The 22,038-nt window shown below is 63.5% G+C and carries 20 protein-coding genes and 1 tRNA gene; 12 read left to right on the forward strand and 9 right to left on the reverse strand.

What is annotated here, in order from left to right; all coding sequences use genetic code 11:
* Positions 1 to 86: 86 nt before the first annotated feature.
* A complete protein-coding gene (locus tag ACPWR9_RS21505; RefSeq protein ID WP_426300432.1) occupies positions 87 to 1,559 on the reverse strand; it encodes a 2-hydroxymuconic semialdehyde dehydrogenase in 1,473 nt (490 codons plus the stop codon).
* A gap of 262 nt (positions 1,560 to 1,821) precedes the next feature.
* On the opposite strand from ACPWR9_RS21505, the gene ACPWR9_RS21510 reads away from it, so the two are divergent.
* Together ACPWR9_RS21510 and ACPWR9_RS21515 are read left to right on the forward strand one after the other, a co-directional pair.
* Positions 1,822 to 3,057 (forward strand): hypothetical protein, encoded by a 1,236-nt coding sequence (locus ACPWR9_RS21510; protein ID WP_426312900.1) that lies wholly within the window; start codon positions 1,822 to 1,824, stop codon positions 3,055 to 3,057.
* Positions 3,058 to 3,332: 275 nt separating this feature from the next.
* Positions 3,333 to 4,457 carry a hypothetical protein gene (locus tag ACPWR9_RS21515; protein WP_426300436.1) on the forward strand — a complete coding sequence of 375 codons (1,125 nt, stop codon included), beginning with the start codon at positions 3,333 to 3,335 and terminating at the stop codon, positions 4,455 to 4,457.
* Between the two features lie 30 nt (positions 4,458 to 4,487).
* On the opposite strand, the gene ACPWR9_RS21520 is transcribed toward ACPWR9_RS21515, so the two are convergent.
* The gene (locus ACPWR9_RS21520) at positions 4,488 to 5,054 is read right to left on the reverse strand and encodes an SRPBCC family protein (RefSeq protein WP_426300438.1); all 567 of its coding nucleotides are present in this window, start codon (positions 5,052 to 5,054) and stop codon (positions 4,488 to 4,490) included.
* A 252-nt stretch (positions 5,055 to 5,306) separates the two neighbouring features.
* Between ACPWR9_RS21520 and ACPWR9_RS21525 the strand changes: the two genes are divergently transcribed.
* The 6 genes from ACPWR9_RS21525 to ACPWR9_RS21550 all read left to right on the forward strand — a co-directional run bounded on the left by ACPWR9_RS21525 (position 5,307) and on the right by ACPWR9_RS21550 (position 11,192).
* Entirely contained in the window at positions 5,307 to 6,344 is a 1,038-nt protein-coding gene (locus ACPWR9_RS21525; RefSeq protein ID WP_426300440.1) for a LacI family DNA-binding transcriptional regulator, read from the forward strand.
* Positions 6,345 to 6,598: 254 nt separating this feature from the next.
* Entirely contained in the window at positions 6,599 to 7,612 is a 1,014-nt protein-coding gene (locus ACPWR9_RS21530) for an extracellular solute-binding protein (protein WP_426300442.1), read from the forward strand.
* Positions 7,613 to 7,648: 36 nt separating this feature from the next.
* Complete coding sequence (locus ACPWR9_RS21535) at positions 7,649 to 8,473, forward strand: ABC transporter permease (protein ID WP_426300444.1); 825 nt, start codon at positions 7,649 to 7,651, stop codon at positions 8,471 to 8,473.
* A gap of 5 nt (positions 8,474 to 8,478) precedes the next feature.
* The gene (locus ACPWR9_RS21540) at positions 8,479 to 9,282 is read left to right on the forward strand and encodes an ABC transporter permease (protein ID WP_426300446.1); all 804 of its coding nucleotides are present in this window, start codon (positions 8,479 to 8,481) and stop codon (positions 9,280 to 9,282) included.
* Between the two features lie 31 nt (positions 9,283 to 9,313).
* Positions 9,314 to 10,357 carry an ABC transporter ATP-binding protein gene (locus tag ACPWR9_RS21545; RefSeq protein WP_426300448.1) on the forward strand — a complete coding sequence of 348 codons (1,044 nt, stop codon included), beginning with the start codon at positions 9,314 to 9,316 and terminating at the stop codon, positions 10,355 to 10,357.
* 7 nt (positions 10,358 to 10,364) lie between these two features.
* Entirely contained in the window at positions 10,365 to 11,192 is an 828-nt protein-coding gene (locus ACPWR9_RS21550) for a phosphodiesterase (RefSeq protein WP_150681475.1), read from the forward strand.
* Positions 11,193 to 11,206: 14 nt separating this feature from the next.
* Here the strand turns inward: ACPWR9_RS21550 and hmpA are convergent, their stop codons facing one another.
* The gene (gene hmpA, locus ACPWR9_RS21555; RefSeq protein WP_426300450.1) at positions 11,207 to 12,406 is read right to left on the reverse strand and encodes an NO-inducible flavohemoprotein; all 1,200 of its coding nucleotides are present in this window, start codon (positions 12,404 to 12,406) and stop codon (positions 11,207 to 11,209) included.
* Positions 12,407 to 12,509: 103 nt separating this feature from the next.
* Entirely contained in the window at positions 12,510 to 13,130 is a 621-nt protein-coding gene (locus tag ACPWR9_RS21560) for a flavodoxin family protein (protein ID WP_426300452.1), read from the reverse strand.
* 102 nt (positions 13,131 to 13,232) lie between these two features.
* On the opposite strand from ACPWR9_RS21560, the gene ACPWR9_RS21565 reads away from it, so the two are divergent.
* Positions 13,233 to 13,871: a TetR/AcrR family transcriptional regulator gene (locus ACPWR9_RS21565; protein ID WP_426300454.1), complete on the forward strand. Its 639-nt coding sequence runs from the start codon at positions 13,233 to 13,235 to the stop codon at positions 13,869 to 13,871.
* A gap of 41 nt (positions 13,872 to 13,912) precedes the next feature.
* On the opposite strand, the gene ACPWR9_RS21570 is transcribed toward ACPWR9_RS21565, so the two are convergent.
* Positions 13,913 to 15,145, reverse strand: coding sequence for a hypothetical protein (locus tag ACPWR9_RS21570; RefSeq protein ID WP_426300456.1), 1,233 nt, complete (start codon positions 15,143 to 15,145; stop codon positions 13,913 to 13,915).
* A 111-nt stretch (positions 15,146 to 15,256) separates the two neighbouring features.
* Between ACPWR9_RS21570 and ACPWR9_RS21575 the strand changes: the two genes are divergently transcribed.
* Positions 15,257 to 15,910, forward strand: coding sequence for a DUF1415 domain-containing protein (locus ACPWR9_RS21575; protein WP_426300458.1), 654 nt, complete (start codon positions 15,257 to 15,259; stop codon positions 15,908 to 15,910).
* Between the two features lie 154 nt (positions 15,911 to 16,064).
* Here ACPWR9_RS21575 and ACPWR9_RS21580 read toward each other — a convergent pair.
* The 4 genes from ACPWR9_RS21580 to ACPWR9_RS21595 form a co-directional block, all read right to left on the reverse strand.
* A tRNA-Thr gene (locus tag ACPWR9_RS21580) sits at positions 16,065 to 16,140 on the reverse strand.
* Between the two features lie 52 nt (positions 16,141 to 16,192).
* The gene (locus ACPWR9_RS21585) at positions 16,193 to 16,321 is read right to left on the reverse strand and encodes a hypothetical protein (RefSeq protein WP_426300460.1); all 129 of its coding nucleotides are present in this window, start codon (positions 16,319 to 16,321) and stop codon (positions 16,193 to 16,195) included.
* A gap of 6 nt (positions 16,322 to 16,327) precedes the next feature.
* A complete protein-coding gene (locus ACPWR9_RS21590) occupies positions 16,328 to 17,341 on the reverse strand; it encodes a class 1 fructose-bisphosphatase (protein WP_426300462.1) in 1,014 nt (337 codons plus the stop codon).
* Between the two features lie 105 nt (positions 17,342 to 17,446).
* Positions 17,447 to 18,730 carry an aspartate carbamoyltransferase gene (locus tag ACPWR9_RS21595; RefSeq protein ID WP_058377817.1) on the reverse strand — a complete coding sequence of 428 codons (1,284 nt, stop codon included), beginning with the start codon at positions 18,728 to 18,730 and terminating at the stop codon, positions 17,447 to 17,449.
* Between the two features lie 135 nt (positions 18,731 to 18,865).
* Here ACPWR9_RS21595 and ACPWR9_RS21600 point away from each other — a divergent pair, with 135 nt between their 5' ends.
* Together ACPWR9_RS21600 and ACPWR9_RS21605 are read left to right on the forward strand one after the other, a co-directional pair.
* Positions 18,866 to 19,798, forward strand: coding sequence for a LysR family transcriptional regulator (locus tag ACPWR9_RS21600; RefSeq protein WP_426300464.1), 933 nt, complete (start codon positions 18,866 to 18,868; stop codon positions 19,796 to 19,798).
* Positions 19,799 to 19,940: 142 nt separating this feature from the next.
* Positions 19,941 to 21,884, forward strand: coding sequence for an aconitase family protein (locus ACPWR9_RS21605; RefSeq protein ID WP_426300466.1), 1,944 nt, complete (start codon positions 19,941 to 19,943; stop codon positions 21,882 to 21,884).
* Positions 21,885 to 22,038 lie beyond the last annotated feature (154 nt).

The following is a 22,038-nucleotide window of genomic DNA, read 5'->3' on the forward strand; positions in this document are numbered from 1 at the left end:
CTCCGTGTTCTTGTGGGGATGGCGCACGGGTGCGGGGGTATCGACCCCCATCGATAGCCCCCGCACCGTCGCCTCACATTGTCAGGTCAGAGTTTGATGCAAATGTTGGTGATTTCGGAATAGAAGTCGAGCGAATGACGCCCGCCTTCGCGCCCGAGGCCCGAGAGCTTCACGCCGCCGAACGGCGTGCGCAGGTCGCGCAGGAACCACGTATTCACCCAGACGAGGCCCGTCTGGAACTGACGCGCTACGCGATGCGCGCGCGACAGGTTGGTCGTCCACACGCAGCCAGCCAGACCGTAGTCGCTGTCGTTCACGCGGCGAATCACTTCGTCTTCGCTGTCGAACGGCGCCACGTGGCACACCGGGCCGAAAATCTCTTCGCGCACGCAACGGGCCGTATCGGGCAGGCCGGTCCAGACGGTCGGCTGCACGAAAGCACCTTCATCGCGGGCGTCGCCGAACGCGGGCACGCCACCGCCAGTGACGACCGTCGCGCCTTCTTCCACGGCCAACTGATAGTACGAGAGCACCTTCTCGCGGTGCTTGCGGGACACGAGCGGGCCCATCTGCACGCCCGGTGCGTCCGGCGCATCGATGCGCAGCGCGGCGGCGCGCTCGGCGAGGGCGGCAACGAAGCGCTCGTAAATCGGGCGCTCGACATACACCCGCTCGGAGCACAGGCAGACTTGGCCTGCGTTGGTGAACGACGAGCGCACCACGCCGTCGACGGCGGCGTCAAAGTCGGCGTCGGCAAATACCACGGCGGCGTTTTTGCCACCGAGTTCGAACGAAATTTCTTTCACGCCGTCGGCCACGGCTTTCATGATCGCGCTGCCCGTACGCGATTCACCGGTGAAGGTGATGGCGCTGACATCGCGGTGCTTGGTCAGGAATTCACCGGCCGAGTTGGGGCCGAAGCCGTGCACGAGGTTGAACACGCCGGGCGGCACGCCGGCGGCGTCCATCACTTCGGCCAGCAGCGTGGCCGACGACGGGGTTTCTTCCGAGGGTTTGGCGACGACGCAGTTACCCATGGCGAGCGCCGGGGCCACTTTCCACGTGAAGAGCAGCAGCGGCAGGTTCCACGGCGAGATGATGCCGATCACGCCGAGCGGCTTGCGCACGACATAGTTCATCACGTCGGCACCATCGGCCGCGCGCATTTCGTGCATCTCGGTGCCCGCCGTCTTGATCAGGTCGGCAAACATACGGAAGTTGGCGATGCCACGGGCAATATCGAGCGTGCGGGCTTGTTCGACCGGGCGTCCGGTGTCGGCGACTTCTGCGGCGACGAAGTCGTCGAAGCGAGCTTGAATGCCGTCGGCGATGCGGTGCAGTACAGCGGCGCGCTCGGCGGGCGTGGTCTTGCCCCACGGGCCGTCGTGCAGGGCGCGGCGCGCTGCAGTGACGGCACGATCGACCGTGGCGGCGTCGGCTTCGCAAACCTTCGCGATGAGGTGCCCGTCAACGGGACTCACGTTATCGAACTGACGATCGGTGGCAACGAACGCACCATCCACGTAGTGCCGCAGCAGCGGCGGAGTCGAAAGGCTCACGAGGTCTCCAGAAGCTTTGATGTTTTGCGGGGCGGCGGCGCAGCCATGACGGCATGCCACCACCAGATGCCCTCAAGTCTAGGCATCTGTCGATATAAAAAATAATGAAATCTATCGTGGCGACTATTCCTTTGTGGAATAGCTGTGGAGGCGGACGAGGCGCCGCAAGAGACGCCCGCGCCCGAAAGCCGCGGATGGATGTCGACAGCGGGCCAGCGAGGCGGCGATGAGAATTGCGGCTCCTTTTTACTGGGCAGACGGTATGAAACCCACTTGTTCTTCGGCATCCGCCAATGTGCGCATGTCTCCTTACCCGAGGCCGGCGCCGCCGAGCGCCGTCACCCGCTTCCACTTGCCGGCCGATTGCGCAGCGCTTCGCGAGCGGTTCGCGGCGGCGCTGACGCATGTGTTGCAGTTGCACGTCGACATCGTGAGTCCCCCGCATCCGAAAATTCGGCTGGCGCATTTGCAGCGCGAAGCCAATTTCTGGGAAATTCACCTCGCGACATGCGACAAACCAGGCGAGCCTTTGCCACAGGACGCGACGCCGGAGACCCACCCGGCGTTGCAACTCACGCTAAGGCATCTCGATTTCACCGGACACCAAATCACGCAATACGCTGGCACGGTTCCGTTTATGCGCGCGTTCATGAGCGCCGGGGCCATGATCCGGCAATATCAACGCCTCCAATGGGTGCCGGGCATGCTCGCGCCGCGTGCCATCGGTGCCGAAACGCCGTGGCGCATAGAGTCGCTGGGATTACCGATGGTCAACGGTGGCGAGGTCGACGCGTTTGCGCTCGATATGTCGAGATACCTGAGAAGTGCGTCGTGCCCGTGCGCCTCGATGCCGGCGCCGTCGCATCTCCCACATGGCCCCGTCGGGTCTGTGACGTCCGAGATATCGCTGGATAACCCGCCCCCTTCGCCGTTCGTGTCTGTCACCCCCTCGCTGTCGTGCCCCGAAGGCATTCCCGCATTTCACGGGACTTCGCCGACCGTGATGCGAAGCCGGGACCTTGCGCGCTACGCGTTCGCGCGCAGCCGCTTCGGGCCAGCGCGTGATATTTGGCACGATCTTGCAGCATGGGGCTTTAGACGGGCCGCGATTTCGACCTTCGTATGCGGCGACCTGAGCCCGCGCGTGCACTGTCAGGAGGCGTTGGAACACGTGTGGAACGGCCGTTTTGTTTGCCTCGACGACCTGATCGCTTGGGATGAGACGGGGGCGCAATTCGACGTGACGCAACGCCGGGTATCGTCGGCTTCCCTGTTTGCCCAGACGCGTCATGTCGACTCGAGTCAGTTCGAGGACATGATTGGGCGGATCCCGGTGGGCGACCTGGTTGCCTTCCACCGCCAAGGGCGGCCACTTGAAGACTTCAATCGAGGACACATCGGATTACGCGTCTTCCGCTTCGAGCGTGCGCCATCGACGCCACCCTTGTACTTCGTGAAAAGCTGCCGTCAACGCATAGCGGGGGAAGCCGACCAATGAATCCCATACGTAATCCGCCACCACGCACGGCACGCGTGGGGCCTTATCCTCCGCGCATCAGCGGTGCATCGACGGCCGCGTCGGTAAGTGGGTCAACGTCGGCGGTGAGGTCCCCCACTGGGACGGGCAATGCGCCACCGCCTGAGTGCGGCGCTGCCTACATGCGGCTCGCCGAAGCCATTGCCCATGTACTTCATACGCCGCTCGAGCTAGCCTTCGCCGGACGTACCTCACTTCATTTCCGACGTGGGTTGCCAGATGGCAGTGGATGGACGGTGCAACTAACATCGTCGCCCGGGCTCGACGATGACTTGCGACGTGATATCGCCAGTGTGGGCGTGCCGGGAGCCACGGCGCAGGCCGACAGATTTTCGGCCGTGCAGCGCGCGTGCGAGGCGATGCGGGATACGGTGCACGTCAGCCTGACGCACCGGAACGTTCGCAACAAGGAAGTCGATTGCTACAGTTGTCTCATCCCCAGATTTCAGGCGCTCCCGTGGGTCGGCGCCGCAATTCGGCAATGCCAGCGTGCGGAGGCGGCAACCATTTTTCATACGCCGGGTGCGGTGCCCGGTGCGTGGCCCAGCTTTTCCGATGGGCCAGCGGAGTGGCGCACACTGTTCCGCGACTTGCCGACAGTCAAGAAGGAAGACGTCGACTCGTTCGAACAGGATGCGTGGAGCTATCTCGTGCGCAGTGCACCAGTGGTCCCCCACATCGCGCCAGCATCCACGGTGGCCTCGCCGTCGGTGAGCAGCACTTCAGCGGCGTTCGACACCCAAGTCATCAGCGGCGATCTGCATCGATTGGTGACGAACGAAGGTCTGCCACTGCTTCACGGCAGTTCGCCGACCATCATGCTGGACCGAGATTTGGCACGTTATCTCCACGCAATGCGAGGCCGAGTCCGCAGCGACGGCGAGCTATGGGCAAGTGCCCTGTCGATGGGCGTGCCGCGCAGCGCCATGGCGCCGTTCATGTCGGAAAAATTTATTCTCCGCGAGCCGCACGTGCCGTTTGTGGGCGCAGGCTGGCAGGGACGCTTGGTGAGTCTCGATGACCTGTCGGTGTGGGGGGCGCAGGCGGGGCCAACGACGGATGCCTCACAGGCCACGATGTTCGCGAATGCGCGGGGTATCGATACGCGCCAGTTCGGCTCGCTTATCCGGCATTGGACGTTTCCGGCGGTGATGTCGTGCCTCGACACCGGTCAGCCATTGGAGAACCTTAACGACGGGATGCAGCCGCTGAGGGTCATCAGGCTAAACCTCATGCCGCCAGCGGTGGTGTATTGGATACACGCGGGGGCCGGTGACGGATCTCTGCTGGCAGCGGCCGCGCCCAACGTTGCGAGCGGGCGCGCAGAGACGCAGTGCGTGGATATCTCTTCGTCACCCTGAGTTCTCCGACTTGAGCGGCTCGTCTGCCGCTCAACCCCGCCCATCGTGACTGGCCCGTGCCCGCGCAGCACGAAGGTCGCGGGGTGTGCGGTCCTCGCCGATGGTCGCGGGCGGCAGGTCGGTATCGAGACACTCCACCAGATGCGCATTGAGCACGGCGGCGAGCCCCTCGCCGCCGCGGCGCATCACGTAATTGTGGTTCCAGCGAAAGAGCGGCTGGGCGAGGGGGGCCAGTTTGCTCATCCACGCGCGCGTTGTGTGCACATCCCAGGCGTAGCGCACGACCGTGATCGTGCCCTCGGTGTCGAAGCGCCACACGCCGGTGCCTTCTGCTTCGCCGCTGGCAGCCACCCGAATCTCACGCATCGGCTCGATATGGGTGACGCGTGTGTCGATGGTGAGCGAATACGGCAGCGCGCCGTGCCACGTCAGACGCCGTACCGCCCCCACGCCGTCGGTGCCCCCTGCGTCGAGCGTTTGCACTTCGCGCACGCACGGCCACCAGCGGGCCCAGTGGTCGACGTCTCGAATGGTGTCCCAGACTTCTTCGAGCGGTGCTGTGAGCCGCCACAAGGTAAGGAAGTGATATTCGTTCATGGCCGATCCCGGTCGTAGTGGGTTGGCGTGGGCTTGCGTTGCCGTCACGCCCGATGCGAGGGGAATTTCAGTATAGGTCGCATCCCCAGGCTTCGATGGCGCTCGCTTGTGTCATCAATTCATCACAATCCATCCATAGAATTCCCGAGTGAAAACGTTTTCGTAAACGTTTACATTTGCGCAAAAGCCGCTAACGGTAGTTATTGCTCGGAAGGGCAAAAGCGTTGGCGGCACGACAAAAGGAGACTGGGTGTGGCAGATATTCGGGATGTAGCGCAGCGGGCAGGTTGTTCGATTGCGACGGTGTCGCGTGCGCTCAATTCGCCGCAACTGGTGCGTCCCGAGACGCTGGCCCGCGTGCAGGCCGCCGCCGCCGAGTTGAAATTTCGACCGAACGCGCTGGGCCGCCAACTGCGCGGCGAGCGCACTGGCCTCATCGGCGTGATGCTCCCTACGCTGGGCAACCCCGTATTCGCCGATTGCCTTGAAGGCATCGAAGCCGCCATCGACGGCACGGGCCGCCGCCTGTTGCTCGTCACCACCCAATACGACCCTGAGCGCGAGCGCAACGCCATCGAAACGCTGTTGCAACAGCGCGTGGACGGCTTGCTGCTCACCCTTGCCGACGCCGAACACAGCGCACTCGTCGATGATCTCGCCTCCGAAGGGGTGGCCTGCCAGCTTGTCTACAACGACGCGCCGAACCGGCCCTGTGTGTCGGTCGACAACCGCGCTGCTGCCGCCCAAGGCGTGTCGATGCTCATCGAAGCGGGCCATCGCGACATCGTGATGGTGACCGGCGCGTTGCATGCCTCCGATCGCGCCAAGCGCCGCTTTCTCGGTTACGGCGACGCGATGCAGGCCGCAGGGCTGACACCGCTGCCGGCCTTCGAAATCGATTTCAACAGCGGTGCCCGTGGAGAGCGCGTGCGCGAATGGCTCGCAGAGCGCGAGCGCGACGGCGCACGCCCCACGGCACTGTTCTGCTCGAACGACTTACTCGCCCTCGGCGCCATGCGTGCGCTGCGCGAAGCCGGGCTGCGCGTGCCGGACGATATCTCCGTGCTTGGCTTCGATGGCCTGGCCGTGGGCGAATTGCTCTCGCCGACGTTGGCCACCGTGGTGCAGCCGAGCGTCGAGATCGGACGCCATGCAGCGCAACGTCTGCTGGCGCAGATCGACGGGCGCACGGCCCCGGCCACGCCCGGTTCTGCCGATGCGAACCATGCGCTCATTCTTCCGCACGCGATCCGCCGTGGCGGCACGGTGGCTGCGCCGCCGCGTCAGTGAGCGCAAGGCAGGGCACCGCAGCGAAACGTAGCGCAACGCATTTGTTTTCAGCAGGCAGTACCGGAAGTTGACAAGGAAATTGGCTGACGACTCGCTCCATCGAGGCATGACAGAGAGCGCAGCGACGGCCAAGGCAATCAGGCAATCAGGCATCAGGCCGCGAGGCCCAGCACTACCCGACCGGAACGTATGACCGCACCTACCCGGCAGCACGCGAGTGCCGCCCATGGTCAGACACACAGGAGCTAAGAGAAATGAAGCTTTGGATCACCCGCGCCGCCCGTACGCTGGCGCTTTTCACCTTGCTCGGCGCTGGCGCTGCGCAGGCCCAGCAGACGGCGATCTGCTACAACTGCCCGCCGGAATGGGCCGACTGGGCTGGTCAGGTCAAGGCGATTGCGCAAGACACCGGCATTCGCGTGCCGCTCGACAACAAGAACTCCGGGCAGGCCGTTGCCCAGTTGATCGCCGAGCAGAAAGCGCCGGTGGCCGATGTTGTCTACCTGGGCATCACGGCGGCCATCGAAGCCGGTAAGAAGGGCTTGCTCGCCCCGTACAAGCCCGCGCACTGGGACCAAGTGCCGGCCAACATGAAGGATCCGAACGGTCTGTGGACCACCATCCACTCGGGCACGGTCGGCTTCTTCGTGAACCGCGACGCGCTCGAAGGCAAGCCGGTGCCGCGTTCGTGGGCCGACCTGCTCAAGCCGGAATATCGCGGCATGGTGGGCTATCTGGACCCGAGCAGCGCCTTCGCCGGTTACGCCGCCGCGATTGCCGCCAATCAGGCCCTGGGCGGCTCGATGGACAACTTCGCTCCGGCCATCGGCTTCTTCCAGAAGCTCAAGGCCAACGCGCCGATCGTGCCGAAGCAAACCGCCTATGCGCGCGTGCTCTCGGGTGAAATCCCCATCCTGATCGACTTCGACTTCAACGCCTATCGTGCGATCTACAAAGACCGCGCCAACGTGCAGTTCGTGATTCCGATGGAAGGCACCGTGTCGCTGCCGTACGTGATCGCGCTCGTGAAGAACGCACCGCACGCGGATAACGGCAAGAAGGTGATCGACTACACGCTCTCCGACAAGGGCCAGGCTCATTGGTCGCAAGCGTTCCTGCGTCCGGTGCGTGCTAGCACGATGCCGGCTGACGTGGCAGCGAAGTTCCTGCCCGCCACCGACTACGCGCGTGTGAAGCCGGTCGATCTTCAGAAGCTTGCCGACCAGCAGGACGCGTTCGGTCAGCAATATCTGAAGAACGTGCGCTAAGCACGGGCGACGGGACTGAGGAAGAGGAACAAGACGATGCGAGACCTGACCCTGCCGCGCGGTTGGCGCGTGGCACTCCTGCTGCCGGCGCTGGCGGTGTTTCTGGCCTTCTGGCTATTGCCGATGGCGGCGCTCGTGCAGGTGAGCGGCGACGGTCACGCGTTCGAGACCTATCGCGCCATTCTCACCAACGCGCGCTATCTCGACAGCCTGTGGCAGACGGTGGTGCTCTCGGCACTGGTCACGCTCGCTACGCTGGCGCTCTCGCTCGTCGCGGGCCTCTTTCTCACCCGGCATGACTTCGCGGGCAAATCGATCCTCGTGTCGATGCTCACGTTGCCGCTGGCGTTCCCCGGCGTGGTGGTCGGCTTCATGGTCATCATGCTCGCGGGACGCCAGGGCTTGATTGGCGACCTGACGTCAAAGCTCGTCGGCCACAAGCTGGTGTTTGCGTATTCGTTGGCCGGGCTCTTTCTCGGCTACCTCTATTTCTCGATTCCGCGCGTGATCCTCGCTGTGATGGCGGCGGCGGAGTCGCTCGATCATTCCCTCTCGGAAGCGGCGTCGTCGCTGGGCGCCGGGCCGTTTGCCATTCTGCGCGACGTGACGCTGCCCGCGCTCGCCCCCGCGTTGATCGCTTCGGGCGCGATGTGTTTCGCGACCTCGGTCGGCGCGTTCGGTACCGCGTTCACGCTCGCGACCGACATCGACGTGCTGCCGATGACGATCTACACCGAGTTCACGCTCAACGCCAATGTGGCGACGGCGGCGGCGCTGTCGGTGATTCTCGGCATCGTTACGTGGGCCGTGCTCATGCTCGCGCGCAACTTCGCCGGGCAAACGGTTGCCGCCGGAGGCTGATTCGCATGCTCAAGAAAACCCTTTTCACGTTGCAACTGCTGCTCACGCTGCTGATGTGCGCGTTCTTGCTGGTGCCCGTGGGGATGTCGATTCTCGCCGGATTGTCGGTGAATTATTTCCGCGGTCCGTCGGCTGGGCTCACGTTCAAGTGGGTGATTCAGGTCTGGCAGGACTATCACGACGCCATTCTCAACTCGCTGTATGTCGGCGCCGCCACGCTCATTCTCGTGACGCTGCTGGGGGTGCCAGCGGGCTACGTGCTCGCGCGCTGGAATAGCCGCATGGCTCGCTGGATCGAAGAGTTGCTCACGCTGCCTATCGCGCTGCCGGGGCTGGCGAGTGCGCTGGCGCTCATCAGCGTGTATGGCGGTGTGCGGGGCTTTCGTGAAAGCCTCGCGTTCATCGTGGTGGGGCACGTGATTTTCACGCTGCCGTTTATGGTGCGCGCGGTGGCCGCGGCCTGTGCCGATACGCGCATCAAGCTGATGGAAGAGGGCGCGGCGAGCCTCGGCGCGACCTTCCTGCGCCGGTTCATGACGGTGGTGCTGCCGAACATTCGTAGCGAAATCGTGGCGGCAGCGCTCATTGTGGTGACGCTCTCGCTCGGTGAATTCAACCTGACGTGGATGCTGCACACGCCCGATACCAAGACGCTGCCCGTGGGGCTGGCGGACGCGTATGCGTCGCTGCGTCTGGAGATCGGTAGCGCTTATACGGCGGTGTTTTTCGTGCTGATCGTGCCGCTGCTCATCGTCATGCAGATGACGGCGCAGCGCGCCAAAGTCCGCAATGCCCGCGGACGCACCTAAACCTCGCCCATCGAATGCCTAGGAAATTGCGATGAAACTGACTTCGATCCCGATCCACCTCGAACGCTGTGCCAAGACGTTCAATGGCAACACCGTGTTGCAGCCGCTCGATCTGACGATCGGTGCGGGCGAGACGCTGGTGCTGCTCGGCCCGTCGGGCTGCGGCAAGACCACCACGCTGCGCATGATCGCGGGCCTCGAGCGCCCCGACGCGGGCGGGCGTGTGTGCTTTGGCGATGAGGACGTCACGCGTCTGCCGATCGAAAAACGCCGCGTCGGCATGGTCTTCCAGAACTACGCGCTTTTCCCCAACTTCACCGTGCGCGGCAACGTGGCCTATGGGCTGAAGCTGCGCGGCCTGCCCTCCGCGCAAGTCGACAAGCGCGTGGACGAATTACTCGATCTCGTGCATCTGACGCCGTACGCCGACCGTGCCATCGCGCAACTCTCGGGCGGTCAGAAGCAACGTGTTGCGCTCGCCCGTGCGCTGGCACCGGAGCCGCGTGTGTTGCTGCTCGACGAGCCGCTGACGGCCCTCGACGCCAAGCTGCGCGAAACCGTGCGTGCCGATATGGACAAGCTGCTGCGCGGCCTCGGCGTGACGACGGTGTATGTCACGCACGATCAGGATGAGGCCATGGCGCTGGGCGATCGCATCGTGGTGATGAGCGCCGGGCGCATCGAGCAGATCGGCGCGCCGCGCGATATTTACTATCAACCGGCGTCGCGCCATGTCGCTAACTTCATCGGCACGCTCAATCGCATTGCGGGTGTGTGGCGCGAGGGTCACTTTCATACGGAAGGCGGGCGGGTGGCTTGCCCGGACGTGCGCGCCGATGCACAAGAGCTGTATTTCCGCCCGGAAGACGCCATTGTGGTGCCGCCGGTCGATGCGCCCCTCGTCGGGCAAATCGAAGCCGTGCAATTCCTCGGCGATCGCACGCGCCTGACGGTCGGCGGTGTGTCACCGGCCGGTGCGGTGCTGGTGGAAGTTTCGAGCCGTCGCGAATGCCGCGTCGGCGATTCGGTGGGCCTGTCGTTGCCTGCCGCTCATGTCTTTACGCTTCACGGATAACCCGCTCATGCTGTTCGCGCAAATCAGCGACCTTCACATCAAACGGCCCGGCAAACTGGCCTATCGGCGCGTGGATACCGCCGCTTATCTCGAGCGCTGCGTGGCGCGTCTGAATACCCTCGTGCCGCGGCCCGACTTCGTCGTGCTCACGGGCGATCTGGTGGACTTCGGCGCGCGCGAAGAGTACGAGCACCTGCGCCGTCTGCTCACGCCGCTTGAAATTCCGTACTACCTCGTCATCGGCAATCACGACGGGCGCGATGCCTTACGTGAGGTGTTTCCCGAGCATACGTACCTCGGCAAGCCGGGCGACTTCGTGCAGTACACGGCGATGTTCGGGCCGTTGCGGCTCGTCGCGCTCGACACGCAAGACCCGCCCAACGGCGGCGGCCGTCTGTGCGACGAGCGGCTCGATTGGCTCGAAGCCACGCTCGCCGCCGATACGGCCACGCCGACGGTCATCGCCATGCATCACCCGCCGTTCGCGTGCGGCATCGAGCATATGGACGTGCAAGCGCTGGATGCGGGCGATGCGGCGAAACTTGCTGCTGTCGTGCGCCGTTTCGATAACGTCGAACGGTTGATTTGCGGCCACGTGCATCGCCCGATTCATACGCGCTTCGCTGGCACCATCGCCAGCGTTTGCCCATCGCCTGCGCATCAGGTCGCCCTCGACTTGCGTGAAGGCGGGCCGTCAGCGTGGGTGCTCGACCCACCTGCGTTCCAGTTGCATCGGTACACACCGCAAAGCGGGCTCGTCTCGCACCTCGGCTTCGTCGACGACGCAGGCGGCGCGCATCCGTTTTACGATGCCGCGGGCAAGTTGATCGACTGAGTTGATCGGCTGAATCAACCCAAATCGAGCGCTTCCGGACCGAACACTTCGCGATGGATGCGCTCGGCGGGCACGCCCAAGTCGCGCAGCGCACGCCACTGCGTTTGCATAAACGGCGTGGGGCCGCACAGCAGGTAGTCTGCGCCGTCGGGCAATGTCAGACGGCTCACATCCATACGGCCAGCAAAGGTGTAGTCGGTGCCTTCGGTTTCATTCGCGAGCGGCGTCTCGAAGAACGTCGCGACGCGCAGGTGCGGCAGTTGGGTGCCTGCGTGCTGCCATTGACGGCGTAGGGCGACATGCGAAGCATGGCGTGCCGCGTGGGCGAACACGATCTCGCGACGCGAGCCATTGGCCGCCAACGTCGCGAGCATCGACATCATCGGCGTGATGCCAACCCCTGCGCTGAGCAACACCAGCGGATGCGCCGCGTCGAGCGGCGTCGTGAACTCGCCGTACGGCGGGCTGACTTGCACCCGATCGCCTGCCTTCAGATTCGCGTGCAACCAGTTCGAGACCTGCCCGGCAGGTTTGCCGTCAGTCGCATCTTCGCGCTTGACGGTGATGCGCCAGTGCGGTGCGGTAGGTGCGTCCGACAGGCTGTATTGGCGGCGCTGATGCAGGCCGTCAGGTAGCGTGACGGCCACGCTCACATATTGTCCGGGCACGAACTCGCCCGGTGACGTGCCTTCCGGGGTTTGCAGATAGTAGGAAACGATGTGCTCGGTCTCGCGATCCACATCGGTCACGACCAATTCGCGCAGTGCGCCCAGCGGCGCATGGGTGCGCTCCGACAGGCGGGCTTCAGCGGCAATCAGCTCGCCTGCGAGCAGCCAGTACGCTTCGTCCCACGCGGCAATCAGCTCGGGCGTGGCGGCATCTCCCAAGACGTGCTTGATGGCAGCGAGCAGATGGCGGCCGACGATCGGGTAATGCGCGGGCGTGATGCCGACCGAAACGTGCTTGTGCACGATGCGCTCCATCACCGGGGCGAGCGCGGCAGCGTTGTCGATGTTGGCGGCGTAGGCGAACACCGCCGAAGCGAGCGATTGCTGTTGGGCACCGCTCGCCTGATTCCCCATGTTGAAGAGATCGCGCAGTTCGGGGTGAGCCTCGAACATGCTGGCGTAGAAGTGACGCGTGATGGCGAGTCCGTGGTCGCGCAGCACCGGCACGCTGGCGTCGATATACGGGCGGGAAGCAGCGGAAAGCATGGGGCACACTCCGAAGTGTTGTGGTTATGAGTCGGGCGCGACGTTGAGGGTGTCAGACGTCGCGCACTGCGGAGTGATTATAAGATGTAAAACAAATGCATCTTTAAGGGTGCGTCCGAATGCCGCATGGTTGTAGGGTGCGCCGTCCACGTGCGAACTGAAGTGCAGTTTGCGCCACACGGTAGCCGAGGTGACGTGCCGTGGCGAGATCGGATTCGGGCGGCGCCTGTTCCGGGCCTTGGTCGACGTTCGACTGTGCCGCCGCGCCGAGCCAGAAGCCAAGACGGTTGACATCGTCCGGCGAGCCTCTCGAGGAGTTGTTCGCAGGGGGCAAGCCGAGGTTCACCCAATGCATGCCGTGTTGCGCGGCGAAGAGCGCCATCTGGATAAGGGTGGCGAGTTTATCGCCCGCGTGTGCACCGGAATTGGTGAAACCAGCGGCGAATTTGTCCTGCCACACGTAGCCTTTCGTCATCACGATATTCGACGTAGCTTCGGCGAAGACTCGGAACTCCGCTGATGTGCCGCCCATGAAAGTCGGCGCACCGAAGATGATGGCGTCGGCTTGTTCCAGATCGTCCCAGCGCGACGGGGCTTCCTCGCAGGGGATGAGGGTGGCGCGCGCGCCATCGGCACGCTCGACGCCTTGGGCGACGGCGGCCGCTTGGCGTGCCGTATGACCATAGCGACTGTGAAATACAATCGCGACGCGTGGGCTCGACATACTTGACTCCTTTGTTTCTCAAGACGAGGTGAGTGTTGATTGAGCACCGTGCGTCAGAGAATCGACGCAGGTATAGTCAAATTTTTGCGTGGAACCCCCTCCATGCCTACTCGCTTTCCCTCAGGGGCTGCGACAGCCCGCAGAGTCCCGCGCCAGCAGCGTTCGCGGGCGACAGTCGACGCCATTATCGAAGCTGCGGCTCGCGTTCTGGGTGCACGCGGCTGGGCCAAATTCAACACGAATGAAGTCGCCAGCGTCGCTGGCGCGAGCATCGGTTCGCTGTATCAATACTTCCCCGACAAGTTAGCGCTCGCCGAAGCGATTCGCGAGCGGCATCTCGAAGCTGTGCTCGCGGTGTTGCCGGATCCGGATCGCTGTCAGGACTCGGTGCAACTGGGAACACGCGTGACCGATTTGATCGACGGTGTCATTCGGATTCACGCAGGCGATCAGCGCATGCATCACGTGTTGCTTGAGGAGGTGCCGCTCTCGGCGCGCACCCACGCGTTCGAGTGCGAGTATTTGCGGCGCTATCAGGCGCTGATCGTGCCGGATGCGCAGGCGGTGTGCACGCCTGGCGATGTCGTCGCAGCCAAAGTACTCGCGTCCGCCGTCGAAGGGGTGGTGCATGCAGCGGCGTCGCGTGGCGAACTGGCTTCGCCGGAGGTGCGATGGGAGCTCAACGGTTTTGTGGGGGCTTATCTGCGTGAGCGCCACGGAGGGTTGGCGCTCAGGCGCTAATGCCGAGACGACGCCGGCGAGTGCCGGAAAAGAATGAGGACTTAGGGCTGGGCGTCGAAATGCGACCAGCGGGCATAGTGCGCCGAGATGAATCTGAAATGTTCACGCTGGGCCCGAGGGAGTAGTTCGAACGCGGTTTCCCCTCTGGCGTTGGCGCGTTGCGGATCGGCACCCGCCGCGAGTGCGGCGATATACGCGACAACTGCGGCGCTGTTCCGCAGCGAGGTGGGTTGAAGCGCGGTGGAGAGATGATGCAGCACCGAGCGCATTTCGCTGTCCGTCGACGAGGGACACGCGCCGCATTGGATCAATACGCGCGCGGCATCGATATAGCCGTCGCGTATGAGCCTGACGGTGAGGGGTGTGCCTTCGAAGTCGGAGACCGTCAGCGTGGCCCCGTGGTTCACGAGAAGGGCGACGCAATCCTGTAACGCGTGATTGATTTCGTGCGGTGTCCGGCCGGTAGCGCGCGAGGTGTTTGTCGTGGCGACAAGGGCGGGATAAAGCAGCGGGTAGCCACACCGATCGCGCTGATTGGCGCAGTCGCTGATGTCGAGCAGGAAGGGCAACCAGTCCGGGGCATGCGTGGCGCACAGGTGCGACAGCGGGGGCAGCGCGTGTCCGGCGTTCAACGGATCGGGGACATCGTAAGCAGCGTCGCGTTTGATCGCGACGAGCATCCGCAGTGCCGGGCCGATGTTGCTCGCAGGCGGGACGTTCGTCGTCTCGAAGCGCAGGAATTCGCTGACGTAGTCGATAAATAGCCGTTGATAGCCGTCGGCGTTCGCACCGTATTTCAACCACAGCAATAGCCCGTCGTCCGAAGACAGTAGGTCGAGATCGTCGCGACTCGGGAATTCGTGGGGTGGCACCGTGCGGAACATGCCGATATCGCGCAGTTGATCCAGTGTCCGGAGCGATGGCGGCACGGCTAGCAGCGAAATTGCGGCATGACGCAGGTTCGCCAAGCCGCCCTGGAATTCTTGCCCAGCGGCGCTGGCAAATTCGCATAGGGCGAGCAGTTCTTTGGCGGCGACCCCCTCGGGGTGCCTGAGTATGTGTGCGCGGGTCGGGGTAGCGAGATGGCCTTCGCGGAACTCGGCGAGAAGCCGCGTCAAAGGCAGCGTCATCAGCGAGGCCGGGTAGGGTGTGGTGGCGTTGGAAATGGTAGACGAGACGGCTGACGGCCGGGACGACGATGCGGGTGCAATCGGATGCAAGGATGGCATGGCGGCGAGAGATGGCGCGTGCGTTGTGGAGGAGAGCGGCATCATGCGGGGGCGCTCGCGCGATGGCTGTCGCTTCCGGCGTCGCCATTGCGTACTCTGTGCGGCATGCGACGCGCTTACAATGTCGCTCTGATGCGTTTTTACAGTAGTTTGCCCATGTCCGATTCGAACGATCTCGGGGCCACGTCGCCCGAAACAGACCTCCAAAACGAAGCGACCGCTGCCGTCATTGCAGCGACGCGTCATTGGCTCACGCGCGCCGTGATCGGCCTCAATCTTTGTCCGTTTGCGAAGGCCGTGCATGTGAAGCGGCAGATCCGCTATGTCGTGAGCCATGCGCACGATATGGAGGGCGCGCTGCTCGATCTCGAGCATGAATTGCAGTGGCTGGCCGAGGCTGATCCCCAAGCGGTCGACACCACGCTGCTGATCCTGCCTGACGCGCTGCTCGATTTTCACGAGTACAACGACGCGCTGTTCTTTGCCGAGCGCATGCTCAAGCAGTTAGGGCTGGAAGGCGAGTTGCAGGTCGCGAGTTTTCATCCGGACTATCAGTTCGAAGGCACCGCCCCGGAAGACGCAGAGAACTACACCAATCGCTCGCCGTATCCGATTCTGCATATCCTGCGCGAAGACAGTATTGACCGCGCGGTCGAAGCGTTTCCGGAAGCGGAGGAGATTTTCGGGCGCAACGAAGCACTGCTGCGCAAGATGGGCGTAGCGGGTTACCACGCGTGGATGGCCGAGCCCGCGGAAGACGAAGACGGGGCGAACGACAACGTTACGGGTGAGGGGAAGGCAGGGGAATAAGTCAGATAGGCGCTCCACCACGACAGGTGGGGCATCGCTGAATATGATGAGCGGGTGATGCAAAAACAAAAAAGCCGCGCGACGAAATCGAGCGGCTTTCTTGTTTAACTGCTAACTACCTTCTGCTTGCATGACCAGGGACTAAAGAAGTCGCTGGTGCCGGAGAGAGGAATCGAACCCCCGACCTTCTCATTACGAATGAGCTGCTCTACCGACTGAGCTACTCCGGCGCTGCGAAGAAGTGAGATATTAGCAGGTTTTCGGCGATTGTCACTACTTTTTTCAGAGATTTTTTATCGCCAGCGCGGGCGCGCCGCGTAAATCCTTGAAATTACAGAAATCCTGCGCTTCGTCGCCGCGAAAAATTTTTTGTCGGCAGTGCGCCCACCTCGCGACGACGAATGCATTCACGCCGACTTACTTCTGACCGGCTTCGTGGTGATAGCCCGTCACGCGCTCGACTTCGTTCTTCGAACCGAGGAACACAGCAACACGCTCGTGCAACTTCTGCGGCTGAATATCGAGAATGCGCTGCACGCCATTGGTCGCGGCACCGCCCGCTTGTTCAACGAGGAAGCTCATCGGGTTGGCTTCGTACATGATGCGAAGCTTGCCCGGCTTGTCCGGATCGCGCTTGTCGGCCGGGTACATAAAGACACCGCCGCGCGTGAGAATACGATGCACGTCGGCCACCATCGAGGCGATCCAGCGCATGTTGAAATCCTTGCCGCGCACGCCTTCCTTGCCCTGCAACAACTCGCCGATGTAACGCTGCACCGGCGGGTACCAGTGACGTTCGTTCGACATGTTGATGGCGAATTCCTTGGTGTCCTCCGGAATGCGCATGCCTTCTTGCGTGAGCACCCACGAACCCATCTCGCGATCGAGCGTGAAGCAGTTCACGCCGTGACCGGTCGTCAGCACCAGCACGGTTTGCGGGCCGTACACGGCGTATCCGGCGGCGACCTGTTGCGTGCCCGGTTGCAGGAAGTCCTGTTCGGTCGGGTCCGTCACGCCGTCCGGGCAACGCAGCACCGAGAAGATCGTGCCGATCGACACGTTCACGTCGATGTTCGACGAGCCGTCGAGCGGGTCGAACATCAGCAGGTATTCGCCTTGCGGATAACGGTTGGGAATGTGGAAGACGTCTTCCATCTCTTCCGAGGCCATGGCCGCGAGATGGCCGCCCCATTCGTTGGCTTCGAGCATGATCTCGTTGGAGATCACGTCGAGCTTCTTCTGGACTTCGCCTTGGACGTTCTCGCTGCCAGCGCTGCCCAGCACGCCGCCGAGGGCGCCCTTGGACACGGCGTGGCTGATCGACTTGCACGCGCGCGCAACGACTTCGATCAACAGACGCAGCTCAGCGGGAATATTGCTGTATTCCCGCTGCTGTTCGATGAGGTATTGGGTGAGGGTCTTGCGGCGCATGGCGGCCTCCAAAAAGCAAAAAAGCGTTCGTATTTCGTAACGGACGCAATTTTACCCGTAAAGACCCGCCGCCCCGGCGAAAAAACGCGGGGCGGGCGCTTTCTATCAGTCGAGACCGTCGAACAACGCGTCGTCCGGGCCTACATGCGACGGCGAGCGCCACGTGGCGTCGCGCATGCTGTGCTGCACTTGCTTGTCCACGCCGAGCAGAATCGCGAAGATCGCCATGCGCACCGGAATGCCGTTGTCGGTTTGACGGAAGATCGCCAGACGCGGGTCGTGATTCAGATCGGTCGACAGATCGTTGGCACCCGGACGGCTGTCGCGCGGCAGCGGGTGCATGATGATCGTGCGGCTGTCGCAATACGTGTTGATGAGCGCTTCGTTGATCTGGAAATCCGGCGTGTAGCCTTCGATCGCCTCGTCGGCAAAGCGCTCTTTCTGAATGCGCGTCGCGTAGACCACGTCGGCACCGGCCAGATCGGCGAGCGAGTTGCTCTGCACGATGACGTGACCGTTCTGCGAGATCTGATCGAGAATGTACGTCGGCATTTCCAGCGACGGCGGCGAAATCAGCGTGAATTTCAGGCCGCGATACAACGCGAGCAGCTTGATCAGCGAGTGCACCGTGCGGCCGTAGCGCAAGTCGCCCACCATCGCCACGTGCGCACCGTCGACCAGCTTACCGAGGCGCGAAAACTCGCGGCCGATGGTATAGAGGTCGAGAATGGCTTGGCTCGGGTGTTCGCCGGGGCCATCGCCGCCGTTGATCACCGGAATATTGGTAGCACGCGCAAATTCGGCGACTGAACCCTTTTCCGGGTGGCGCACGACCAGGGCGTCGACATAACCGCTCATCACGCGGCTGGTGTCGTAGATCGACTCGCCCTTGGCCATCGACGAGAATGTGAAGCCCGTGGTGTCGCACACCGATCCGCCCAAACGGCAGAAGGCCGAGCCGAAGCTCACGCGGGTACGGGTACTGGCTTCGAAGAACAAATTGCCGAGCACAGCACCTTCGAGCACGCGCGAGATCTTCTGGCGGCGGGCAATCGGTTGCATGATGTCGGCAACGTGGAACAGCTCTTCGAGCGAGTCGCGCGAGAACTGGTCGACGGAGATCAGATGCGGCTTGCCGTCGAGGCCCATGCGTTCACGCAGCGGCTTGTGTGCGCTTTGCGTAGATTCCGCAGACGGTGCTTCGCGACCGAGGATTTCGCCGACGAATTTCTCCACGATGCTCGGCATCGTGCGATATTCGCTCGAATCTTCGGGAAGCAACCAGGTGTCAAGGGCGCGCCGGCGAACGCCGATACGCTCGGCGAAGGTGTCGCGGGTCATGTTCAGGCGACGCATCGCGTCGCGCAGGAAAGTCTGCTGTGCACTCATGGTCGGGTCGGCAGGGCTGTGTACGCGATGCGTATAATAGGCGTCGATTCGTTGTTTGTCCAGCAAAAGACGTGCCCTTCGCGGGGCCGCGCCAGCCGGGCGTTTCCGGCATTTCCGGTGTATTGCCGCACAGGTATGGAAAACCTTCTCCGCAAGCTAGACCTCACTTCTTTACGCCTTTTCGTCGCCGTGTGCCAGGAGCGGAGCATGGCACGTGCGGCCGAGCGCGAATTCATCGCGCCGTCGGCCATCAGCCGGCGAATTGCCGACATCGAGGCCATCGTCGGCCTGCCACTGATTCAGCGTCACCAACGCGGTATTACCGTCACCCCGGTGGGCGAAACCGTGCGCCGCTACGCCGAGCGCATCCTCGGCACCATCGAGTCGCTGGGTGCCGAGCTGTCGCAATTCCACGAAGGTGCGCGCGGCAGCGTGCGTATCGCTGCCAATCTGTCGGCCATCGTGCAGTTTCTGCCCGAAGACCTCGCGGCGTTCGGTCGCGTGTTCTCGGCGGTCGACGTCGAGCTCGATGAACAGCACAGCAATGAAGTGCTGCAACGCGTGGCCGAGCGTGCCGTGGACGTGGGCATCTGCAACGCGGTCGCCGGTATCGAAGCGTTCACGATGGTGCCGTACCGCCGCGACCGCCTCGCCGTGATTCTGCCGGTGGGACATCCGCTCGCCGCACGTACGGGCGAGATTCCGTTCTCGGCCTGCGTGAACGAAACGCTCGTCGGCCTGCAAGGCAATAGCGCACTCACGCAGTTGCTGCGCCAGCAAGCGAGTGCCGCGGGTGCGTCGTTGCGCATCAAGATCCGCGTATCGAGCCTCGACGCGCTGTGCCGCATGGCGCATGCGGGGTTGGGTATCGCCATCGCGCCGGAGCAGGTCGGCCAGTTGTATGTCGGCAAGCTCGATGTGGTGGTGCGTCCGCTCACCGACGAGTGGGCGCATCGGCAGCTGTGGATGGTGTTCCCGTCGCGCGACCAACTGAGTGCGACTGCCTCGGCCGTGGTGAATTTCCTCGCGCAAGGGCAAGAACAGGGCCAACAAGGCGCGTCAGCGTAACGGCCAAGCCGGAAAGCGCGCGGTGCGAGGGCCGGTCCAGAGCGGCGATGAGGCCTTCGCAAACCGTCATGCCGGGATTGCCAAGACGGCACGGCAGGCGTGAATCGCCGCCGCTATGCTGTCTTTCGGAGGTAATCGCTGCATGGAAGACACCATTCGTTTCGACGGCCGCTTGCTGTTTTTGTCCGACGACCCGGCCATCGTGCGCCGGCAGATCGCGGGCGACACCGTCACCCTCGCCGAGGCCGGCGCCCTGCGTGACAACGTCTCGACCGACGAGATCACGCCCGTCACGGTCATGCTCACTTACGACGAGCGTCTTGGCCGCTATCCCTACGTCGGTTTCAAAGCGGGAAACGAGCTCCCCATCGGCGAGCACGATATCCGTCGCGGTGGCTTTCAGGTCACCGTGGCGGGCAAGCGCTACGGCAAAGGCTCGTCGCGCGAATCGAGCCCGCTCGCCGAGTTGTCCGCCGGTATCCGGCTGATCGTCGCCGAGAGTTTCGAGCGCATCTATCAGCAGAACTGCGACAACATCGGCATTCTGACGACGACCGACTTCGGCGTACTCGACCGTATTCTCGCGGGCGAAGCCATCCCCATTACCGAATTTCTCAAGGGCCGCGACGCGCTCACGCAGCAGATTATCCGCAGCGGCGGGCTGCTCGCGTACAGCAAGTTTGCCGAGTGGCCGTCACCCGCGACTGAGTCGAAAGTGACGGCGGCCGACGCACCGCCGCGAACGCTCGTGGAAAAGATCATCGCGCGCCGTTTGCATCCGGCGACGCCCGGCGCTGCGCGCGGCGACGGCGTGTTCGTGGCGGTCGACTGGCGGTTCTCGCACGACTACTTCACCGGCATGTGCGCCCACCTGATGCATCGCGCGTTCGGTGAGCCCGCGCCGTTGCACGATCCGGCCCGCATCATCGCGTTTCAGGATCACCTCGTGCTGGCCGCGCAGAGTTATCCGCATGTCAAACAGGGGCTGTTGCCCGGGGTGGCGAACCTGACCGATGGGCATCGGGAATTCGTCGCGCGCTACCCCGTGCTCGCCCATGGCGAACTGGACGGTGCCGCGGGGGCCGACGGCATTTGCCACGCGCTGATGGCAGAGCGTTATGCGTTGCCCGGGCAGATCGTGATCGGCACCGATTCGCACACGCCTCACGCGGGCGCGCTCGGCTGTCTCGCCTTCGGCGCAGGCGCGACGGATATCGCGAATAGCTGGACGACGGGCTATGTGCGCTGCAAGGTGCCCGAGACGCTGCGTATCGACATCGATGGCGAATTGCCGCCGGGTGTGACCGCCAAGGACGTCGTGCTGCACTTGCTGCATCTCGACGCGATTCGCAGTGGCGGCGCGATCGGGCTGGTCTTCGAATACGGCGGCGGCGCTGTGCGCGCCATGTCCATCGACGAGCGCGCCACGCTCACCAATATGGTGGCCGAGCTGGGCGGCTTCACCGGCATCGTCGCGCCCGACGAGAAAACGGTGACCTTCCTGAAAAACCGCCGTGGCGTCGACTTCACGCTCGAGGCGTGGATGACGAGCGACCCCGATGCGGTGTATCGCGATGTGATCCGCATCGATGCGTCGTCGCTTACGCCGATGCTTGCGCGCCCGGGGGACCCCGGCAACGGCGTGGCACTCAATGCGCTGGAAGCGCCGGTATCCATCGACATTGCCTACGGCGGCTCATGCACCGCAGGCAAGCGCGACGACTTCGACGCCTATCACGACGTGCTCGCGTGGGGGCTGGAGCACGGCCTGCGCGTCGCACCCGGGCGTTCGCTCTTCCTGCAATTCGGCACGATGGATGTGCGCGCGTACTGCGAGTCGCGCGGCTATTTGAAGACATTCGAGGCGGCTGGCGTCACGCTGATCATGCCGGGCTGCGGCGCTTGCGCGAACTGTGGGCCAGGGCAATCGACGTCGCCCGATCAGGTCACGATCAGTGCGATCAATCGCAATTTCCCGGGACGCTCGGGGCCGGGCAACGTGTGGCTCGCGAGCCCTTATACGGTGGCGGCGAGTGCGTTGGCGGGACGTATTACCAGTTTCGACGAGTTGCGTCGCACGACGTGAGCCGATGCTGTGTCGGGAGATGAAACCGAAACGACGTGCTGTGTGGTGTCGGTGCAACGATGGTGCCGTGCTGCCGTTGCTGAACATCGCAATTTTTCGTTGTGCATGAGAAGTGAGTGGAAAGCGGTGACAGACGCAGCATCATTCGTGGCAG

It is taken from the genome of Pandoraea pneumonica (assembly GCF_049918595.1).
Classification (GTDB): Bacteria; Pseudomonadota; Gammaproteobacteria; order Burkholderiales; family Burkholderiaceae; genus Pandoraea; species Pandoraea pneumonica_A.

Excerpts from the sequence above, each read along its gene's own strand:
- ACPWR9_RS21595 (WP_058377817.1), bottom strand. The coding sequence starts at position 18,730 with ATGAGTGCACAGCAGACTTTCCTGCGCGACGCGATGCGTCGCCTGAAC.
- ACPWR9_RS21600 (WP_426300464.1), top strand. The coding sequence starts at position 18,866 with ATGGAAAACCTTCTCCGCAAGCTAGACCTCACTTCTTTACGCCTTTTC.
- ACPWR9_RS21590 (WP_426300462.1), bottom strand. The coding sequence starts at position 17,341 with ATGCGCCGCAAGACCCTCACCCAATACCTCATCGAACAGCAGCGGGAA.
- ACPWR9_RS21530 (WP_426300442.1), top strand. The coding sequence starts at position 6,599 with ATGAAGCTTTGGATCACCCGCGCCGCCCGTACGCTGGCGCTTTTCACC.
- ACPWR9_RS21605 (WP_426300466.1), top strand. The coding sequence starts at position 19,941 with ATGGAAGACACCATTCGTTTCGACGGCCGCTTGCTGTTTTTGTCCGAC.
- ACPWR9_RS21545 (WP_426300448.1), top strand. The coding sequence starts at position 9,314 with ATGAAACTGACTTCGATCCCGATCCACCTCGAACGCTGTGCCAAGACG.
- ACPWR9_RS21550 (WP_150681475.1), top strand. The coding sequence starts at position 10,365 with ATGCTGTTCGCGCAAATCAGCGACCTTCACATCAAACGGCCCGGCAAA.
- ACPWR9_RS21540 (WP_426300446.1), top strand. The coding sequence starts at position 8,479 with ATGCTCAAGAAAACCCTTTTCACGTTGCAACTGCTGCTCACGCTGCTG.
- ACPWR9_RS21570 (WP_426300456.1), bottom strand. The coding sequence starts at position 15,145 with ATGATGCCGCTCTCCTCCACAACGCACGCGCCATCTCTCGCCGCCATG.
- ACPWR9_RS21575 (WP_426300458.1), top strand. The coding sequence starts at position 15,257 with ATGTCCGATTCGAACGATCTCGGGGCCACGTCGCCCGAAACAGACCTC.
- ACPWR9_RS21535 (WP_426300444.1), top strand. The coding sequence starts at position 7,649 with ATGCGAGACCTGACCCTGCCGCGCGGTTGGCGCGTGGCACTCCTGCTG.
- hmpA (WP_426300450.1), bottom strand. The coding sequence starts at position 12,406 with ATGCTTTCCGCTGCTTCCCGCCCGTATATCGACGCCAGCGTGCCGGTG.
- ACPWR9_RS21520 (WP_426300438.1), bottom strand. The coding sequence starts at position 5,054 with ATGAACGAATATCACTTCCTTACCTTGTGGCGGCTCACAGCACCGCTC.
- ACPWR9_RS21565 (WP_426300454.1), top strand. The coding sequence starts at position 13,233 with ATGCCTACTCGCTTTCCCTCAGGGGCTGCGACAGCCCGCAGAGTCCCG.
- ACPWR9_RS21510 (WP_426312900.1), top strand. The coding sequence starts at position 1,822 with ATGAAACCCACTTGTTCTTCGGCATCCGCCAATGTGCGCATGTCTCCT.
- ACPWR9_RS21560 (WP_426300452.1), bottom strand. The coding sequence starts at position 13,130 with ATGTCGAGCCCACGCGTCGCGATTGTATTTCACAGTCGCTATGGTCAT.